The sequence below is a fragment of the Nocardia sp. CNS-044 genome (assembly GCF_059570515.1).
Window position 1 is genome coordinate 727,693 of sequence record NZ_JCANSX010000007.1, and the last position, 17,567, is coordinate 745,259.

A 17,567-nucleotide genomic window follows, 5' to 3' on the forward strand; every position below is an offset into this window, starting at 1 on the left:
TCCGAGTCCGAGGGCGCGGCGGATTCAGCGTGGGGCGGCGCCGAGGCCGAGCAGGCGGGCGGCTTCGGCGGGAGTGACTCCGGGGACCGGGATCGACCGGTGTGAAGTCCAGTCGCGGGTGAAGCCGGCCAACTGGATGTCGCACCAGCGCAGCACCGCGGTGCGCTGTGCGGCGCTGAGACCGGGGTGGGCGGCGACCAGCTCGCGCCACCCGGCGAGCGGCTCGGTGGCGAGGCCGTCGCCAGTCGCTGCCGCGAGCACGTCGGTGACCGGTACGGGTTCGGGGCCGAACGGGTCGAGAACGCGGGGCGCGGCGGTGGGTTCCGCGTCCAGGACACCGACGATGACGGCCGCGAGGTGGTCGGCTCGGGTCATCGGTTCGGCGATCGTGGTGTGCGGGAGCGACCTCACCGCGAGGACCGCAGCGGCGAGATCGTGCAGGAAGTCGGCGGCCGCGCCGCGTTCGTCGCTGGGTGCGGGCAGGACCCGGCCCAGGCGGACAACCGTGGTGGGGACACCGAATTCACGGGTGGCGGTGGCCAGCAGATGCTCGGCGACGCACTTGGTCTGCGCGTAGCCGGTGGGCAGGGTGGCCGGGTCGGCCGGGTCGCCGTCGTGGCCTGCCGCGGTGGCGGTGGAGACCAGTGTCACGGCCGCGCCGTGGATGCGGGCCAGCCGCAACAGCCGGTGCGCGGCAACGACATTCACCTCGCGCAGGCTCGCGTAGGAGCGGACCGCGCTGATCTGCGCGGCGCTGTGCAGGATGTGCCCGATACCGGCGGCCAGTTCCGGGCGGCCCGCGAGGTCGTCGGTGGCGCAGTCGCCGAGCAGGACACGCAGCCGTCCGGTGTCCAAGGCCCGGTCGAAGGCGGCCGCGGCCCCGATCGCCGCGCAGCCCACGCGCAACCTGGAGCGGGCAGCGTCGAGGGTGTCCGCCCGCACAACCGCGACGACGTCACGGTCGGTGCCGCGCAGGGTCTCGGTGAGCAGGTAGGCGCCGAGGAAGCCGGTGGCGCCCGTGAGCAGGACACACCGGGACGGGGGCGCCGTGGCCGGGAGCACCGCGAGTCCGCTACGCAGAGCGGCGATCTCGTCCGCGAGGGACGGTCCGGGGCTGGGGCGGGCGGGTGCGAGGGACAGGCGGGCCGCGAGCGATTCGGCGGTGGGCGCGGAAAGGATATCGTCGACCGTCACCGGGCACCCGGTCGTCGCGGTGAGCCGCCCGGCGAGGGCGAGGATCTGCATGCTGGTGCCGCCCGCGGCGAAGAAGTCGGCGGCCGGGTCGAGATCGCGTCGGCCGAGGATCTCCGCCAAGATCCGGCGCACGGTCTCCGTGCTGATGTCTCCGGCGCCGTTGTCTCCAGCGCCGTTGTCTCCAGCGCCGATGTCTCCAGCGGCGATGCCTTCGACGGCGTTGTCTCCAGCGCGGATGCCCCCGTCGCGAAAGTCACCGGAGTTGGTGCTCCTGGTCGCGCGGCGGTCGGCTTTGAGGTTGCGGGTGCGCGGCAGGGTGTCGACAGCGGTGATCCGGGCGGGCACCCACGCGGCGGGGAGTTGTCCGGCGAGTTCGGCGCGCAGGTCGTCGAACCAGGCGGCGGGCCGCTCCTCCGTGACGGTGACCAGCGCGGCCAGGGCGTACTCGCCATGCCGGGTCACCAGCGCGTCGCCGACGCCCTGGCATCGGCGCAGCAGGTTCTCGATGGCGCCCACCGCGATCCGCGCACCGCCGATCTTCACGACACCGTCGACCCGGCCGTCGAATTCGAGCACTCCATCGGCGTGCAGCCGCACCCGGTCGCCGGTGACGAACGCGCGCACGGTCTCCGTCCCGACGGTGATCTCGCGGAATCCGGCGCCCGCCCCGGCCGGGAGATAGCCGTCGGCCAGCATCGGGCCGTACAGGTGCAAGACACCGGCAGGCACGGTGGGGTCGGCGGGTGCGAGGTCGTCGATCGCCAGGACCGCGCCCGCTCGCGGGAACAGGGTGCCCAGCGGAACGCCGGTCAGGTCCTCGCCGGTCAGGTCGATGCTCGCGCACACCACCGCCGCCTCGCTCGACCCGTAGCTGTTGTGCAGGACCGGGCCACCGCCGCGCCGCCACCGGGTGACCGATTCGGCGGAGGCTTCCTCGCCGCCGAGGACCACCTGCCGGACCGAACCGGGCAGTGCCAACGCGCCCGCGTCGACCGCGCCCGCGAGTTCGTGCCAGACGGCGGTGGGCAGATCCAGCACGGTGACCGACTGGTTGGCGGCGACGGCGCACAACTCCGACGGTGTGCGCGCGCCCCCGGCGAGGACAAGGCACGCGCCCGCCGCCAGGGTCACGAAGATCTCCTCGACGCTCGTGTCGGCGTGCAGGGGTCCGAACTGGAGCACCCGGTCGCCGGTCGTCCATCCGTAGCGGGTCACCGCGTCCTCGACGAAGGCGGCCAGTGCGCCGCCGCCGACCCGCACCGCCTTCGGGCGGCCTGTTGTCCCCGAGGTGAAGACCGCGTACCCGGCGTCGAGGGGTGGCACGGGTCCGGGCGCACGCGCTGGCACGGGGACGATCCGGTCCGGAACCGGCACCAGGGTCGTACCATCGCGGAGTTCGGCCGCGAGGACCTCGTCACCGGCACCGTGGACCAAGATCGCGGCGCCGAGATCGTCGAGCACCGACCGGATCTCACCCGTCGGACGGGACCGGTCCAGCACGGCGTGCGCGGCACCAGCCAGATGCGCGGCCAGCACTGTGACGACGTCGGTGGCTCCCCCGGATGGGAGCACCGCCACGAGACTGCCGGGACCGGCACCACCGGCGCGGAGATCCGCGGCGCGGTGGGCCGCGAGGGAGTGGAGTTCACCGCGGGTCAGCGTCGGGCCGGCAGCTGATTCCGCCGGGTGTGGTCCAACCTGCCCACCGGCCGCGTGCTCCAGGAATGGGCGGGCATCCGAGCCACCGGTCAGCGCGGGTGCGTCCGGATCGGTGCGGACATGGGCCAACCAGCGTGCGAGCGGGTGTGGTGCGGGGGTCGACTCGGGTCGCTGGATCAACCGATAGGTCGTGGCGAAATCGCCGATGCGCCGGTCCGGCTCGGTAGCGGCGATTTCCATCGCGCGGGTCAGGCCGTCCGCGTGCGCGGCGAGTTCGTCGGGGGTGTAGCTGCGGGGGTTAGCGTCGACCGCGAGTTCGGCAGTGCCGTTGCGCAGGTACAGGTTGACCGACAGGTCTTCGACCGGGCCCGCGCCCCGGTTGTCGGCGCGCACCTCGATTCCGGGCAGGCCTAGGTCGTAGTCGAACGGCATGATGTTGACGACCGGGCCGAGCAGGGTGCGGCCGCCGCCGAGCAGGCCGAGGTCGGCACGCAGGCGCTCGTGCCGGTAGCGGGCGTGCCTACGGGAGCGGCGCAATGTCGCCCCGATCCGGACGGCCAATTCGGCGACGGTCTCCGCCGGGTCGACCCGCACGGGCAGCGCCATCGCGTTGAGGACCATCGCCGGCACGCTGGCGGCGACCGACCCGAGCCGATTCATCATCGGCACCCCCAGCACCACCTCCGATTCGCCGGTGCGGCGAGCCAGATATATCGCCACGGCGGCCAGCACCGATTCCGCGACGTCGTAGCGGACGCCCGCCGGCGGCGCCCAGCGGGCAAGGCCGCGGCGGGCACGCACCGTCCGAGCAGCGGGGGCGGCCGGGGTTCCGGTGAGGGTGGGCGCGCTGCGCGGGGACAGAGTCCGGTGCCAGTAGGCGGCGGCCTCGGCGTGCGCGCCCGACTCGGCGTAGGCGAGGTCCTCGGCGACCACGTCGGCCAGCCCGCTGCGCGCCGGTGGTGGTGTGGTCGCTTCGGTCAGCGCACGGTAGTGCTCGGCTACCCGGCGGCAACACTGGGCGAACCCGTATCCGTCGAGGGCGACATGGTGCGCGCGGTGGTACCAGACCACCCGGTCGGGGGCCAGGACGAGCACCCGGTGGGCCGTGGTGACACCCGCGTACGGGTCACAGGGGGCGTCCTGGTCGGCGCGCATGATCGCCTCGGCGGCCGCGGCCGGATCGGGCTCGGCGGTCAGGTCGGTCACGGTCACCGGCACAAGATCCGGTGCACAGATCCGCTGGACGAGGTCTGTTCCGTTGTCGTGCAACAGGATTCGCTGGGCTTCGGTGTCGGCGATCATCGCGCGCACCGCGTCGGCCCACCGCTGGGCATCGATCCTGCCGGTCAGGGTGACCGACTCGGCGAGGATGAACATGCCATCGTGGGGCCACAGTTTCCGAGCCACGGCGATGCCGCGCTGGGCGGCGGTCAGGGGTAGGTCGGCGGGCATCTCAGCGCACGAGCCTTTCGAACCACACCCCGAGAACCGGCCGTTCGGCCAAGTCCGCGAACCCGATCCGGGCTCCGGCGGCGCGCCATCGGTCGAGCAGGGTGTTCAGACGCAGGGAATCCAGGCCGAGGTCGGTCAGATCGACGTCCTCGTCCAGCTCGTCGGGCTCGACGAACAGCACCTCGACGAGGTCGCGCACGATCCGGTCTCGGGTCAGGGGCATGGCACGGTCTCCTTGTCAGCGGCTCCAGCGCGCACGGACGCGGCAGCGGCGAAGGTGACGGCGGCGCCGAGAACATAGGCGGCGCCGCAGACCGCCTGCCACAGTGGCCTGGCATAGACGTAGTTCGACTGCTGGACGAACAGCAGCGACTCCACCACGGGCGCGGCCAGCCCGAACATCCACGCGCCCGACAGCAGCCGAGCCCAGCGCTCGTTTCGGATCGGGCCGCGCCGCAGCCACACCAGCATCGGAATCAGCCACACCCACTGATGGGTCCACCCCAGCGGGAACAACGCGGCCGCCAGCACGGTCGGCACCCACAGCACGACGGCGCGGTCGTCGCGGCGGCGGATCAGCACCGCCGCCGCGAGCGCGGTCAGCAGCGCGGCCGCCAACCACCATGGCGACTGCCACCCGATGTCGGATCCGGTGAACCGGCTCATCGCCGCACGCAGGGACTGGTTGGCCACGGTGGCCACCCCGCCGACCCGCTCCACGGCGGCGAGCACCGATCCGTCCAGCAGGTAGGTGCGTGAGGCGTGCGGGTAGGCGATCCAGCCCAGCAGGATCGGCGCCACCGCACCGGCGGCCGCCCAGGCGAGGGCGCGGCGGCGCCCGGTGAGCAGCAACCCCGGCAGGGCCGCCGCGGGCACGATCTTCGCCGCGGCCGCCAGGCCGATCGCGGCGCCGACGGCTGGTCGCGCCGACCACACCCCGACCAGCACCGCCAGCAGCAACAGCAGAGCCAGCTGTCCTTCGTAGAGGCAATGGCGCACCGGCGCGATCCACAGCAGACCCGCGGTCCACCACGCCGCCGAGCGCAGCAGCGCCGGATCACGCAGCGTGCGCACACCGGTGACCAGGCTCAGCGACAACAGCACACCGCCAGCCAGCGCGCCGATGCCGACCACCGTCCACCCGGCCGCGAGAACCGGGAACGGCAGCCAGCTCAACGGCGCGAATGCCACCGCCACCCACGGGGGATACAGGAACGGCAGTTCCACCGATCCGTCACCGGTGCGGCTCATCGCGTCATACAAGGTGCCTTCGGCGAGCCAGCCTGGCGCGGACACGAAAACGCGCAGGTCACCCAGGTAGTACTCAGCCGCGGTGAGCCTAAGGAACACCGCCATGGCCGCCGCCGACGCCGCGAGAACCGCCCACGGCGCCGCGCTTCGCAGGCGGCCAGGCTCAGTTGACGAAACGATCACGGTCGGTCCAGAACCGCTGGCGCAATTCGCGGCGCAGGATCTTGCCGCTCGGGTTGCGCGGGATGGCGTCGACGAATTCGTAGCGCGACGGCACCTTGAACCCGGCCAACCGTCCCGTCAGGAACCGGGCCAGGTCACGCGTGCCGAGCTCGGTGCCGGGGCGGGCCACCACGAAGGCGTGCACCCGCTCGCCCCAGCGTTCGTCGGGCGCCCCGACCACAGCGCTGTCGTGGACATCGGGATGGGCGTTGATCGCCTTCTCCACCTCGGCCGGGTACACGTTCTCCCCCGCGACGATGATCAGGTCCTTGACCCGGTCGCGGATCACCAGAAAGCCGTCGGGGTCGAGGTATCCGGCGTCGCCGGTGCGCACCCAGCCGTCGGCGTCGAGGGTGGCCGCGGTGGCGTCCGGATCACCGGCGTACTCGAGCATGCGGGCCGGGCTGTGCAGGAACACCTCGCCGGACTCACCCGCGGGCAGCTCGGCGCCGTGCTCGTCGCGGATCTGTACCCGCACCCCTGGGTAGGGGCGACCGGCCGCGTGCAGGCGCTGCTGCCCGGGCCGATGTTCGGCGGGCGGCAGGCAGATCGCGGTGTTGCCGGTCTCGGTGAGGCCGTAGATCTGGGCGAAATCGCAGCCGAAGGTCGTCACCGAGCGGGACAACAGGTCCGGCCCGATGGGCGACCCGCCGTAGACGATCTTGCGCAGCGAAGCGAAATCGGCGGGCCGTACCCCGGGCTCGGACAGCATCAGCAGCAGCATCGCGGGGACGAAACAGCTGGTCGTCACGCGGTGACCACTGATCGCGGCCACCGCGTCCGGTGCGGTGAACACCGGCAGCACGACATTCGTGACCCCGGCGCCAAGGCCCTGGGTGGCCCACCACAGGCCGCCGATGTGGAACGCGGGCAGCGCGACGAGACTGATGTCGTCGTCGTGCCAATCGATCCAGTCCAGCCCGGCGGCATCCAGCAGGCCGCGCACGGCGAAGAAGGTGCGATGTGCCAGGACCACCCCTTTGGGCCTGCCTGTGGTGCCGCTGGTGTACATCTGCACGACCGGGGTGTCGGCGGTGGCGGCGGCATCGGGCGCTCGCGTGCCGCCGCGGTGACGCCAGTCGCCGAACCCGTCGACCGGGACCACGAGCCGGTTGCCGAAGTCGCGGCCGGGCTCGTCGGTGATCACGATCCTGGCGCCGCTGTGCTCGATGATGTAGTCCACTTCGTCCGCCGCAAGCCGCCAGTTGACCGGCACGAGCACCGCGCCGATCCGGGCGCAGCCGTAGAGCAGTTCGTAGACGGCGGTGGTGTCCTTCGCCAGGTGCAGCACCCGGTCACCGGGACCGGCGCCAGCCGCGCGCAGGGCCGCCGCGACGTCGGCCGAGCGGTCGAGCAGCTGCGCGTAGGTCACCGTGTCCGCGCGGTCGATCAGTGCGGCCCGGTCCGGGGTGCGCGCGGCGTGACCTGCGAGCGCCGCGACCAGTGTGGGAGAACCGATCACCGCGTCCGGCCCGCCTCGGGGAAGCCAGGGGGATCGAGCAGCACGACCTCGATGTCACCTGAGGCGCAGCCCCCTGCGGAGTCGGCGAACTCGATATGCGACTGCGTCGCGAACAGCGGCCGGGTCCGGTTGCGGAACTCCACCCGCCCGATGGTGAGTTCCGCGGTGTAGGCCCGCGAGCCGATGGGCCTGCGGTAGCGGCTCTCGAACCGGGTGATCAGGATCGCCGGGAGCTGGCGCTCCCAGTAGTCGTCGAGGGTCCAATTCTCCAGTTCCGGGATCAACCGGTCCCGGATCGCCGCGGCGAGGGTGTAGTAGAAGAGCTGGTTGAACGAGATGTTGAACTCGACGGCGTTGAAGTGGCCGGTGTCGTCGATGTAGCAGGGCTCGGCGATCCCGAACTCACCGACACCGACAACCGTGTCCCCGCGCCGGATGGCCCGCGCCCGCTTCAGATAGACGGTGCCCTTGCGGACGTAGGGACGCATGGTCTGCGCCAGCAGCGCGACGTCGTCTGCGGAGCTGTCCAGGATCGGGGTGGTCTCGATCGGATGGCCGGTGGTCATGCTGCTTGCTCCTTGGTCAGGGGGTGCTCGTCGAGCACGGTGACCCGAAACGATTCGGTCGCCTCGTTGCCGGGGTTGTGCAGCGCCCGGTGGATGAGCGTGCGGTTGTCCCAGAGCACGAGATCGCCGGGCTCGTAGGACTGGACGAAGATGTTCTCGTGGGTGAATTCCGCGTCGAGCTGGCCGGACGCGGTGAGCAGCTCGGTCAGCAGCGCCTCCGGCAGCGCGGTGCCCGCCGCGTCCTCGAGGGCGTAGGTGAACGCCTCGCAGACGTAGAGCACCTTCTCGCCGGTGACCGGATGGACCAGGACGGTTGGCCACCGCTGCGGCGGCGTCTTGCGCTCGACCTCCGCGATGACCTCCCCGAGCGGCCGGAACACGTCGGTCGGCCGGATCTTGACGTAGCGGCGGGAGCTGTGCCGGGCGAAGGTGCCCTCGATCGACGCGCGCAGCCGCGGGTCGAGGCGCTGGTAGGCCTGGGCCATATCGATGAAGTAGGTGCCGCGGCCGACGCTGGGCAGCCGCTGCGGGTAGAAGCAGGTGACGGCGAAGGGTTCGGGCATGAACTGGTAGTCCGAATGCCAGAACGCGCCGGTCTTGGGGACGCCGACCCGGCCGGTCTCGCGATCGATGTTCGAGGAGACGAACACGAATTCGCTGTCGGGGTGGTGGTACATCGGCTCGTAGTAGGCGACCGGCTTGCCGAACTGGGCACCCAGGGCCACGAAGGCGGGCACATCGAGTGCCTGCTGCTTCAGGACGACGATCTTGTCGTGGTAGATGTGCCGCCGGAGCGCAGCGAGATCGTCGGAACTCGCTGTGGCGGAGTCGAAGTCGTGGACTTCGACACCCCGGCGGTCCCCGGTTCGGGTGCCGATCTTCATGTCTGAACCTCTGTCACGCGGTGCGGTTCCCGGTTGTGCGCCCCGGGGAACCGCGGAATTCGTTCGAGCGACCTGCCGGGCCCGCTGTGAGCCGTAGCTGTCGACTGAGATAGTCGGGCGCGGTGGCGATTCGGTTCCCGGACCCGGCGGCCTACGGTGTCGCGCACGTCACTGCGTGGGTGCGGCGACGAGCGCGGTCTCGATCGCGGCCAGAACCGCGGGTTCGGTGATCATCGACAGGTGCCCGCCGGGCACGTCGTGGATGTGCTCCGGCGCCACGCCGAGTTCCTGCCATCGCGGTGCCTGGCCGGGTGCGTCGGCGGTGAGCAGCACGGTCACCGGCACACCGGCGGGTATCCGGATTCGGTGCCCGCGTTGGGCGCGCATGCCCAGCGCCCAGAACACCTCTTTCTGCCGGGCTGGGTCGTAGCGCACCAGCCCGGCGCCCAGCGCGCTGGCCAGGTCCGCGGCCAGACGCAGGGGCCGCGGCAGGCGGTCCGGGGTGGTCTCGGCGAAGCCTTCCTGGCCCGCGGTCCAACGATGCAGCGCGGCATCGGCGTCGACGACGGTGTCCAGCAGCACGATCCGCTCGACCCGGTACCCATCGGCGTGCAGCAGCCGGGCCGTCTCGAGCGCGACGACGCCACCGAACGAGTGGCCGACCAGCAGATACGGTCCTGCTCCGCCACCCGCCGTGAGCTGCCGCCGGTAGCGGCGGGCGGCGCCGCGCACGGTCCACGACGCGCGGGCGCGGGAGTGCAGGCCGTGCGCCTGGATCCCGTAGACGCCGAGGTCTGCGGTGTCCGGCCCGGTCAGGGCCGCGACCAGCGGCAGGTACCAGGCCGCCGAGGCACCCGCCCCCGCGAAGCAATACACCGCCGGAGCGCCGGGCCGCAGTTGCTGGCAGGAAGTGTCAGCGGAGGCGAATCCGCGGCGATGCCGCCGCAGCACGCGATCAGCCTGTTCGTCCAGAGTCGGGTCGTCGGCGAAATCCGCCACCGTCAAGGGCCGCACGAGCGCGGTCCGGGAGGCGACGATCGTCTCCTCCACGGCCAGCGAACTCCCGCCGAGGCCGGTGAACGTATCCTGCGGTCCCGGCTCGGCGCCCAGCACCCGCGACCACAACCCGGCCAATTCAGCGCGGACCGCCTCGTGGCCGCGCGGACTTCTCCTCATCACCGATCACCTCCACCTTCAACAGTCGGCGGCGTGCGATGACGAGTTCCCGCCCGACGCTTATCGACGGCACGACCGATCCGTGGTAGCCTGCCGCTGCGCCCCGGCCCGTTCGGCCGTTCTGTCGATCCCCGAGCCTTCCTCCTTCGCGGTACGCACCGCACGGCTCGAGAGCGATTCCTGGTGGGCGACAACCCTTCCGACGACAACACCGGCGCGCCCGGCAGCGACCGGCGACTCGCCGCCGACTCCGGCGCGCTGATGCTCGCCGCGGTCCTCAACGGCGGGCTCGGCCTGGTGTTCTGGGCGGTGGCGGCGCGGTTGCTCCCGGTCGAGGACGTCGGGAGGGCATCCACCGCGATCATGGCCGCCACGACGATCGGCGCCTTGTCGAACCTGAGCATGGGACCGTTCTTCGAGCGGTTGCTGTCCACCGCGGGCGCCCCCGGGCGGACCCTGATCCTGCGCACCCATCTGGTGGTGGCCGTGCTGGCGGCGGCGCTGGCGGGTGGGTACCTGGTCGTGGCGCCCCGCGACCTGTTCGCCGACCCGCGCACAGCGGTGCTGTTCGTGGTGACCGCGGTGGTGGTCGGGGCGTTCGCGTTGCAGGATTCCATCCTGATCGGCCTGCTGCGGAGCCGGTGGACGGCGCTGAAGAACATCGGCCACGCCGTCGGCAAGCTGATCCTGCTGATCGTGCTCACGCTGTCGGTCACGCATGCCACCTCGGTGCTGCTGGCCTGGACCGTCCCCGCGGCCCTCGCCGTCGCCGTGGTGGGTGGCCTGATCATCACCGGCGGTGGCGGGCTCGACCGGTTGTTCGCCGGGGCCGGGCAGCTGCCGTCGACGGCCGCGCTGGTCAGGGAGGGCGCCTCGCTCTACGGCATCGTGTTGGTGAATTCGCTGCTGCCGATGACTGTTCCGCTGCTGGTCGTGCACGCGCTCGGTGTCGCCGACGCGGCCTACTTCGGTGTCGCGTGGACGCTCGTGGCCGGGGTCACGCTGGTGCTGTCGGTGATCAGCGGGCCGTTCGTCGCGCGCGCCGCGGCCGCCGATCCGGCGGAGCTGCCCGCCCTGATCCGCGGGCAGACCCGGTTGCTCGCCGGCGTGGCGGTGGCCGCGGCCGTGGCGCTCGGGGTGGTCGCGCCGATCGCATTGGAGCTGCTCGGCGCCGGATACGCCGACAACGCCCGGCCGCTGTTGCTGGCGATGGCGGTGACTCAGCTGCTGTCGGTGCCCGGTTATCTGTTCGGTGGGCTGGTCCGCATCCGCCGCAGGCTCGGTTACGCGCTGTGTGTGCAGATCGGCATGGCGCTGGGGGTGATCGGCCTGTCCTGGGCGCTGCTGCACCGGCTCGGGCTGGCGGGGGTCGGCGTGGCCTATCTGGTGATGGAGTTCGCCATGATCGCCGCGGTGGCGGTGCCGTTGTGGCGGATGCTGGCCGGGATCGGGCGATGCCCGGCGCCGGGGACCCAGGTGCCCGCCCGATGACGGCGCGTCCCGAGGTGACTGTCCTCATCCCGGCCTTCAACGCCGAACGCTATCTCGCCGAGGCGATCGATTCGGTACTGGCACAGGACTTTCGCGATCTCGAATTGCTGGTGATCGATGACGGTTCCACCGACGGCACCGCACGTGTCGCCGCGGGCTACGCCGATCCGCGCGTCGAAGTGGTGTGCCTTCCCCACGCCGGAGTGGTGGCGGCGGCCAATCACGGTCTCGACCGCGCACGCGGCCGCTTCGTCGCCCGCCTGGACGCCGACGACGTCATGCGGCCGGGCAGGCTCGCCGCGCAGGTGGCGTTCCTGCGCCGCACTCCGCGGGTGATCGCCGTGGGCACCGACTACCGCCTCATCGGCGCCGCCAGCGGCCGGGTGCGGATGCCGCGCGGCGACCGTGCCTGCCGCCAGCGATTGTTGCTGAGCAGCTGTTTCGCGCATTCGAGCGTGCTGTTGCGTGCCGAGACGCTGGCCGCGCACGGCGTGCGGTACCGGCCCGCGACCGGTGGCCTCGGCGAGGACTACGCCCTGTGGTGCGAGCTCGCCGCGCACGGCGCGTTCGCGAATCTGCCGATCCACGGCCTGGATTACCGCGTCCACGACAGCCAGGCCACGCGGGTGCGCTGGGCCGAGCTGGTCGACTCCTACTACGCCATCGCCTCCGACTACGCCCGAAGTGTCGGCCGCGCCCCACTCGATCGCGCCGAACTGCTCGCACTGCTGGCCCCGTCCGATCCACCGGTTCCCGTACTGGTGGCCAGTGCGGCCTGGCACGCCCTGCGCCGCGCCCCGGGCCGCGAGACCGCGCGATTCGTCACCTCGGCCGCGCTGCGCCGCTGGAAGGAGGCCGCCGATGCCCGGCTCCGGCGCTGACCTACCCGGCCTTTCCGCCGACCCGTCCGACCACGGCGGCGTCATCGTCCCGTTCCGAGACGCCACGCCCGTCGCCGAGAACACGGCTCCCGATGAGCTCGAACCATATCCCGCCGACGGCCGCGACGGCCGGTTCCCGGCGGTCGACGTCGTCGTCCCCGTGTTCGACGCCGTAGACCACATCGCCGACTGTGTAGCGTCCCTGGCGTGCCTGACGCCCCGCCCGCGGCGGGTGATCGTGGTCGACGATTGTTCGACCGACGACAGCGGCGCCGTCGCGGTCGCCGCGCTGACCGCGGCCGGTCTCTCGGCGACGCTGATCCGCCAGCCCGAGCGCCGGGGTCCGGGCGCGGCACGCAACGAGGGGCTGGCAGCGGTGACCTCGCCCCTGGTGTGGTTCGTCGACGCCGACGACACCGTCGCCCCGGATGCCCTGCGCATCCTGCTGTCCGCACTCGGCTCGCACGACTTCGCGGTCTGCCGCACCACGCTGGTCGACGCGGCGGGGCAGGTGCTCGGGGTGGACGAGCCGCCGCCCCCGGCCGCGGTGCTCACCGGACCCGAGTACGCGCATCTGCTGATCACCGGCCGGGCTCGTGCTTACGCCCCGACCAAACTGTTCCGCCGGACCGCGCTGCCCGAACGCCCGTGGGACGAGGTGCGCCGCTACGAGGACCTGGCCGCGATGGTCGCCCTGGCATTGGCCGCCCGCACCGTGGCTCTCGTTCCCGATGCGCCCTACTACTACCGCAGGCACGGCGGATCGGCGTCGCTGCGCTTCGATCCGGCCAGCTTCGAACTGCTCGCCATGCCGGAGCGCGTGCTGGACCGGATGACCGCCGCAAACGCTGCTCCGGCTCCGGCGGTGGCGGCGGAGTTCGTGCTGCGCGAATCGATCCTCCCGCTGGCTCATCTCGCGATGCGCGCGGGAAAGACGCCGGACCAGTCGCGGGCGATCGCCGCCGCCCGCGCCCGCGTCCGGCGCACCGATCTGATGCTGCTGGCGCGGGCGGGCCGGTGGCGGCTAGCGCTCACCGCCGCGGCACTGCGGTTCTGCCCTGTCGGCTACGCACAGATATTGAGGTTCCGATGACCCCCGACGGCTCCGATCCGGCCACCGCGGCGGTGTGCGCGATCTGGCGCGAGGTTCTCGGCGTCACCGACATCACCCCCGACGACACTTTCACCGGTCTGGGTGGCACGTCGCTGGCGATCGTGGAGGTGCGCGACCTGCTGTTCCACCGCTACGGCATCCGCCTCGACATCGCCGACCTGGCCGCCGCGACCACCGCGGCGGCGCTCGGTGCGCGGCTCGACGACATCGGCCGCGCGACGTTCGCCCGCCGCGCCGCCGCGGTGACCCCGGTCGGCACCGATCGGGACGATCAGCCCGCGGTCCGGGTGTTCTGCCTGCCCGGTTCCGGTGGCAGCGCGTGGTCGTTCGTCCCGCTGGCCGCGCGGTTGCCGCCGGAGGTGGGGCTGTTCGCGGTGTGCCAGCGCGGCCTGGAGCGGCGCGGCGCGGCGCACTACCGGATGCGGTCGCTCGTGCGCTATGCCACACGGGCGATCCTGGCGGAGTTCCCCACCGGTCCCTATGTGCTGCTGGGACATTCGATGGGCGGGGTGGCCGCGCTCCAGGTAGCCGAGCGGCTGCGCCGACGGGGTGCGCGGGTGCCGCTGGTGGTGCTGCTGGACGCGCCGCTGCCCGCCGCGACCGCGCGCGGGCTGGATGTGCCCGCGCTGGCGCCGGATACCGAGGTCGCGCGCGTGGTCCGGTCGGTGGGTCAGCGGATCCGGCTGTACGCGGCGATGGCGACCGCGGGTCTGGTGCGCAGGCCGGTCGGCAGGCAGCAGGAGCTGTTCTACGAGATCGGACTTCGGGTGCAGAACCGGACCCGGCTGCGCCCGCACTCGGGTCCCGCGCTGGTGCTCGCCACCGAACAGACCGCCCACCAGTTGCCTGGATGGAGGCGACTGGTGGGCGGGGCTCAGGTGGTGCGGGTGTCGGGAGATCACATGGACGTAGTCCGCGACGGCCCGGTCCTGACCGAGGTGGCCCGGCGGATCGCCGAAGCGATCGACCGGGCCTGACCGGCGGGTGTCAGACGTCCCAAACCCGGCCGAAAGTGGTGACGGTGTCGCCGGAGTCGCTGACCACGGTGACGTAGGGCTGGATGCTGGCCGGGCCGACCACACCGGTCACGGTGCCGAGCACGTTGACGATGCTGATCCTGCCGGTGGCGCCGCTGATCTTGCCGGAGGCGGCCTCGACCTGCTTGACGCCGGGACCGAACCCGACCTCCATCTCGGCGGTCAGCGTCGGGATGAGACTGCCGTTGAAGCCGAGGCTGGACACGCCGGAGTCGACGTTGAAGCCGAACGACGGCGTGCTGTAGCTGACCTTGATCTTGCCGCCGAAGGTGGCCGGGTAGCCGACCAGGTAGCCGATCTTGATGGTGCCGGTGAACTCCTCGGCCTTGTCGCCGGTGACGGTGAACTCGGCGACACCGTCGTGGGTCCACTGGCGGGTCAGCGGGTTGCGGTCCAGCGGGGCCAGGCCGCGGACCAGGGTGTCGGACAGAATCGCGCTGATGGTGCGCTGTTTGGCGTCGACCACTACCGAGGTGCTGTCCACCGCGGCAGACGCGGTGCCCACGCCGAAGGAGACCGCGACGGCCGCGGCGAGGCCGACGACGGCCAGCCGACCCCGGCGGCGGACCGGCGAGGACGGAGTGCGTGACTTCATTGTTCCCTTATCTCTTTCTGTCGCTACCGGGTTCGGCCCCGGCAGGTTCTCGGGTCCGGTCAGACCGGTGCGAGGGGTTCGGAATCGGCGGTGCGGTACCGCCGGGGCAGGGCCGCCAGGACACCGGCGGCATACAACTCGGCCCAGCGCGCCACCGGTTCGGTCCCGGACAGCTCGGCCCGCGCGGGCAGGCCGGGGAAGTTCAGGGGCGCGAAAACCGGTGACAGTTCGGCGAATACATCGCGGCGCTCGAGCAGGCCGCGGTCGCCGGACCGGTAGGCGGGGCTCGGCACCAGCCGATCGGGCATCCAGCTGTGGTCGGCGGTGACGAAACCACCGAACCCTGCTCGGTCGACCACCAGTGCGTTGAGTTCGGTGTCGGCGGGATCGGCCAGTTCGGCGTCGATCTCGTCCTCCCCGACCGCCCACCGCGGCCCATTCAGCTGCTCGGCGGGTGCGCCCGACACGGAGTAGGCGACCGCGCGCGCACCGGCGCACCGGGTCAGCAACGTCCGATAGGAAGCGGTGTCGGGCAGGAAGTTCTGCAGGTACCGGTACGGCCGGTACGGGTCGCAGCGCTGGACTCCGCTGTCGAGCGCCCACAGCGAGTCGAACAGCGTCCAGCCGTGCGTTCCGGTCACCCGGATCGCCTCGCGCAGGAAGTGGGCTTGGGCGGGTATCTCGGGCAGGCAGGTCGAGGAGAACACGCCGTCGAACCAGCCGTCGCGAAACGGCAGGGTCAACTGGACATCCAGGCAGATCGGGTCGACCTCCGGCGTCACGAACCGGCTCACCGCGAGCAGGTTGACCAGCTGTCCGTCGACGCAGACCAGCTGGCCGGGCAGCCGCCCGCCGCGTTCGAGGATGTTCTCGAACATCCCGTGCCCGCCGCACAACGACAGCACCCGGTCACCGATCGGCAGGTGGGACAGTTGTAAGGCGGTCGCCGCGGCGCGGGGCGAGTAGAAACGCTGGGCGTAGAAACTGTTGTCCAGCACGGTCTCCGGGTGACGTGCGGCGCGGGCACTCGACCGCCAAGCCCGTACACCCGCCACCCGCCGGTGCGCCCACGCGGCCGCGGGGTCCGGCAGCAGCTGCCGGAGCCTGCGCCGCACACCCACGTCGCCGAGCACTCCGTAGTCGGCGTCGGCGGCCAGCGCGGCCGATTCCAGCCGCAGGCCCCGGGTGTGCAGGTCGAGGGCGAACTCCGCGTAGTCGGCGTAACCGTCGATCACCAGCCGGTGCACCAAGGGCGCGTGCCTGCGCAGCCAGCGCAGCAACCCTTCCACGTCACCGCGCCCGAGGTGCTCGATCGCGGCGGCCTGGATCGGCACGTACGGGGCCAAGCCCTCCTCGTGACCGCCGTAGCCCTTGCCCAAGCCGAGCAGCAGCACGCCGCCGACGATGGGGAAATCGAAACTCTCCGACCGCACGAGCCCGAAGTCGATCCGGTCGCCGTCGCCGATCGCGCCCCCGGCCAGCCGCAACGGCCCGCCGGTGTAGGGGCACACCAGCGCCTCGATCGTCGCCGCCCGCATCACTGTTCCTCCGGTGCGTACACGCTCACCCAGTCCACCTGGACCTCGGTGCGCGCGGGAGTGCCGACCCACGGGCACGGCGGGGCGCCGTCGGCGACCGCCTTGCGGCAGCCGCCCGCCTGGGCCTGGATACCGAGCCACATCGGCACCGATGGGACCCGATCGCCTTCCTCGGTGGCCCACACGCGGCCGTCGACCGTGTAGCGAATGACGCCCGGCAGCCATTCGACCCCCAGGGTGTGCCATTCGGTGAAGTCGCCGTCGAGGACCTGCTTGGTCTTCTGCGCGCGGCCCTGCTCATCGGCCCAGTGCAGGAAAGCCTCCACATAGCCGCGGTCACCACCGAAGCTCTCGGCGAAGTCGATCTCCGGTGGCCACACCTCGTTCTGCGGCCACAGCAGTAGGTGGTAGGTGATCTCGTCGGCCGCGTCGGCCCGGACCCGGACCTCCCACTTGCCGTAACGCTGGGCATGCGGCCACATGCCGACACCCCCGGTCACCATGCGGCCGAACTCCTGGTATCCGGCCAGCACGAGCATGCCCTCCCGCACGGTCGTGTGGTTCGGCAGCCAGAAGCTGTCCGGGTCGCCACCTGGCACACCGCTGTACCGGCCCCAATCGGCTTGCGCCAGATCGTTTCCGGTGAACTCGTCGACGAATACCTGCCGCCAGCCCGGCAGATCGCCGCGCGGCGCGGCGACGCCGGACGGGCTGGTGGTATCGACGGCCGAGCCGGTCACACAGGCGAAAACCAGGCCGAGGGTGACCGAGACCGCGATCGAGGCGAAGACCGCGACCCAGCGCAGCGTCCGGGGCAGCCGCTTCAAGTGAGCACCCCCATCCGGATCGCGGTGGCGCCGAGACCGAGCACGATCGCGACGAACACCAGTCCGTGCAGTACCGGCCGGGAGGTGAGCAGCCGGTCCGTGCTGCCGGTGCGCGGCACCGACCGCTCCCGCAGCACCGTCGAGCACCCCAGCAGTGCCAGGGCGATGGCGAACATGACCGCGCCGGCGGGGCCGGTCACGAAGTCCCACAGCATCGG

15 protein-coding genes are annotated in these 17,567 nt (G+C 71.9%); 4 read left to right on the forward strand and 11 right to left on the reverse strand.

All coding sequences use genetic code 11. The features are described 5' to 3' along the window. Positions 1-24: 24 nt before the first annotated feature. The 7 genes from T333_RS18100 to T333_RS18130 all read right to left on the reverse strand — a co-directional run bounded on the left by T333_RS18100 (position 25) and on the right by T333_RS18130 (position 9,866). Positions 25-4,305 carry an AMP-binding protein gene (locus tag T333_RS18100; RefSeq protein WP_496425174.1) on the reverse strand — a complete coding sequence of 1,427 codons (4,281 nt, stop codon included), beginning with the start codon at positions 4,303-4,305 and terminating at the stop codon, positions 25-27. 1 nt (position 4,306) lies between these two features. Beyond that, positions 4,307-4,528 (reverse strand): phosphopantetheine-binding protein, encoded by a 222-nt coding sequence (locus tag T333_RS18105; RefSeq protein ID WP_496425175.1) that lies wholly within the window; start codon positions 4,526-4,528, stop codon positions 4,307-4,309. Further along, entirely contained in the window at positions 4,519-5,661 is a 1,143-nt protein-coding gene (locus T333_RS18110) for a glycosyltransferase 87 family protein (RefSeq protein WP_496425176.1), read from the reverse strand. Before T333_RS18110 ends, T333_RS18105 begins: the two co-directional genes overlap by 10 nt. A 58-nt stretch (positions 5,662-5,719) precedes the next feature. After that, positions 5,720-7,240, reverse strand: coding sequence for an AMP-binding protein (locus tag T333_RS18115; protein ID WP_496425177.1), 1,521 nt, complete (start codon positions 7,238-7,240; stop codon positions 5,720-5,722). Then, positions 7,237-7,806 carry an FcoT family thioesterase gene (locus T333_RS18120; RefSeq protein WP_496425178.1) on the reverse strand — a complete coding sequence of 190 codons (570 nt, stop codon included), beginning with the start codon at positions 7,804-7,806 and terminating at the stop codon, positions 7,237-7,239. Before T333_RS18120 ends, T333_RS18115 begins: the two co-directional genes overlap by 4 nt. Next, the gene (scoE, locus tag T333_RS18125) at positions 7,803-8,690 is read right to left on the reverse strand and encodes a (3R)-3-[(carboxymethyl)amino]fatty acid oxygenase/decarboxylase (protein ID WP_496425179.1); all 888 of its coding nucleotides are present in this window, start codon (positions 8,688-8,690) and stop codon (positions 7,803-7,805) included. The genes T333_RS18120 and scoE overlap by 4 nt, the downstream gene beginning before the upstream one ends. Positions 8,691-8,858: 168 nt before the next feature. Next, on the reverse strand, positions 8,859-9,866 hold the full coding sequence (locus T333_RS18130) for a thioesterase domain-containing protein (RefSeq protein ID WP_496425180.1): 1,008 nt from the start codon (positions 9,864-9,866) through the stop codon (positions 8,859-8,861). 183 nt (positions 9,867-10,049) lie between these two features. On the opposite strand from T333_RS18130, the gene T333_RS18135 reads away from it, so the two are divergent. From T333_RS18135 to T333_RS18150, 4 genes are read left to right on the forward strand one after another with little or no spacing between them, the layout of a single operon-like run. Further along, positions 10,050-11,357, forward strand: coding sequence for a lipopolysaccharide biosynthesis protein (locus T333_RS18135; RefSeq protein WP_496425181.1), 1,308 nt, complete (start codon positions 10,050-10,052; stop codon positions 11,355-11,357). Further along, the gene (locus tag T333_RS18140; protein ID WP_496425182.1) at positions 11,354-12,238 is read left to right on the forward strand and encodes a glycosyltransferase family 2 protein; all 885 of its coding nucleotides are present in this window, start codon (positions 11,354-11,356) and stop codon (positions 12,236-12,238) included. Before T333_RS18135 ends, T333_RS18140 begins: the two co-directional genes overlap by 4 nt. Then, positions 12,219-13,331 carry a glycosyltransferase family 2 protein gene (locus T333_RS18145; protein WP_496425183.1) on the forward strand — a complete coding sequence of 371 codons (1,113 nt, stop codon included), beginning with the start codon at positions 12,219-12,221 and terminating at the stop codon, positions 13,329-13,331. The genes T333_RS18140 and T333_RS18145 overlap by 20 nt, the downstream gene beginning before the upstream one ends. Then, positions 13,328-14,329, forward strand: a complete 1,002-nt coding sequence (locus T333_RS18150; protein ID WP_496425184.1) for an alpha/beta fold hydrolase — start codon at positions 13,328-13,330, stop codon at positions 14,327-14,329. Before T333_RS18145 ends, T333_RS18150 begins: the two co-directional genes overlap by 4 nt. Before the next feature lie 10 nt (positions 14,330-14,339). On the opposite strand, the gene T333_RS18155 is transcribed toward T333_RS18150, so the two are convergent. The 4 genes from T333_RS18155 to T333_RS18170 are packed head-to-tail and all read right to left on the reverse strand — an operon-like array spanning position 14,340 to position 17,564. Further along, positions 14,340-14,984, reverse strand: a complete 645-nt coding sequence (locus tag T333_RS18155) for an MspA family porin (RefSeq protein ID WP_496425185.1) — start codon at positions 14,982-14,984, stop codon at positions 14,340-14,342. A gap of 59 nt (positions 14,985-15,043) precedes the next feature. After that, the gene (locus tag T333_RS18160) at positions 15,044-16,522 is read right to left on the reverse strand and encodes a methyltransferase domain-containing protein (protein ID WP_496425186.1); all 1,479 of its coding nucleotides are present in this window, start codon (positions 16,520-16,522) and stop codon (positions 15,044-15,046) included. Further along, on the reverse strand, positions 16,522-17,349 hold the full coding sequence (locus T333_RS18165) for a glycoside hydrolase family 16 protein (protein ID WP_496425187.1): 828 nt from the start codon (positions 17,347-17,349) through the stop codon (positions 16,522-16,524). The genes T333_RS18160 and T333_RS18165 overlap by 1 nt, the downstream gene beginning before the upstream one ends. Continuing rightward, positions 17,346-17,564, reverse strand: a complete 219-nt coding sequence (locus T333_RS18170) for a hypothetical protein (RefSeq protein ID WP_496425188.1) — start codon at positions 17,562-17,564, stop codon at positions 17,346-17,348. Before T333_RS18170 ends, T333_RS18165 begins: the two co-directional genes overlap by 4 nt. Between the last annotated feature and the right edge of the window lie 3 nt (positions 17,565-17,567).

What these genes read in the sequence shown, in the direction of transcription:
- T333_RS18100 (WP_496425174.1), bottom strand. Translation starts at nt 4,305, where the DNA reads ATGCCCGCCGACCTACCCCTGACCGCCGCCCAGCGCGGCATCGCCGTG.
- T333_RS18105 (WP_496425175.1), bottom strand. Translation starts at nt 4,528, where the DNA reads ATGCCCCTGACCCGAGACCGGATCGTGCGCGACCTCGTCGAGGTGCTG.
- T333_RS18110 (WP_496425176.1), bottom strand. Translation starts at nt 5,661, where the DNA reads ATGGCGGTGTTCCTTAGGCTCACCGCGGCTGAGTACTACCTGGGTGAC.
- T333_RS18120 (WP_496425178.1), bottom strand. Translation starts at nt 7,806, where the DNA reads ATGACCACCGGCCATCCGATCGAGACCACCCCGATCCTGGACAGCTCC.
- scoE (WP_496425179.1), bottom strand. Translation starts at nt 8,690, where the DNA reads ATGAAGATCGGCACCCGAACCGGGGACCGCCGGGGTGTCGAAGTCCAC.
- T333_RS18130 (WP_496425180.1), bottom strand. Translation starts at nt 9,866, where the DNA reads ATGAGGAGAAGTCCGCGCGGCCACGAGGCGGTCCGCGCTGAATTGGCC.
- T333_RS18140 (WP_496425182.1), top strand. Translation starts at nt 11,354, where the DNA reads ATGACGGCGCGTCCCGAGGTGACTGTCCTCATCCCGGCCTTCAACGCC.
- T333_RS18145 (WP_496425183.1), top strand. Translation starts at nt 12,219, where the DNA reads ATGCCCGGCTCCGGCGCTGACCTACCCGGCCTTTCCGCCGACCCGTCC.
- T333_RS18150 (WP_496425184.1), top strand. Translation starts at nt 13,328, where the DNA reads ATGACCCCCGACGGCTCCGATCCGGCCACCGCGGCGGTGTGCGCGATC.
- T333_RS18155 (WP_496425185.1), bottom strand. Translation starts at nt 14,984, where the DNA reads ATGAAGTCACGCACTCCGTCCTCGCCGGTCCGCCGCCGGGGTCGGCTG.
- T333_RS18160 (WP_496425186.1), bottom strand. Translation starts at nt 16,522, where the DNA reads ATGCGGGCGGCGACGATCGAGGCGCTGGTGTGCCCCTACACCGGCGGG.
- T333_RS18170 (WP_496425188.1), bottom strand. Translation starts at nt 17,564, where the DNA reads ATGCTGTGGGACTTCGTGACCGGCCCCGCCGGCGCGGTCATGTTCGCC.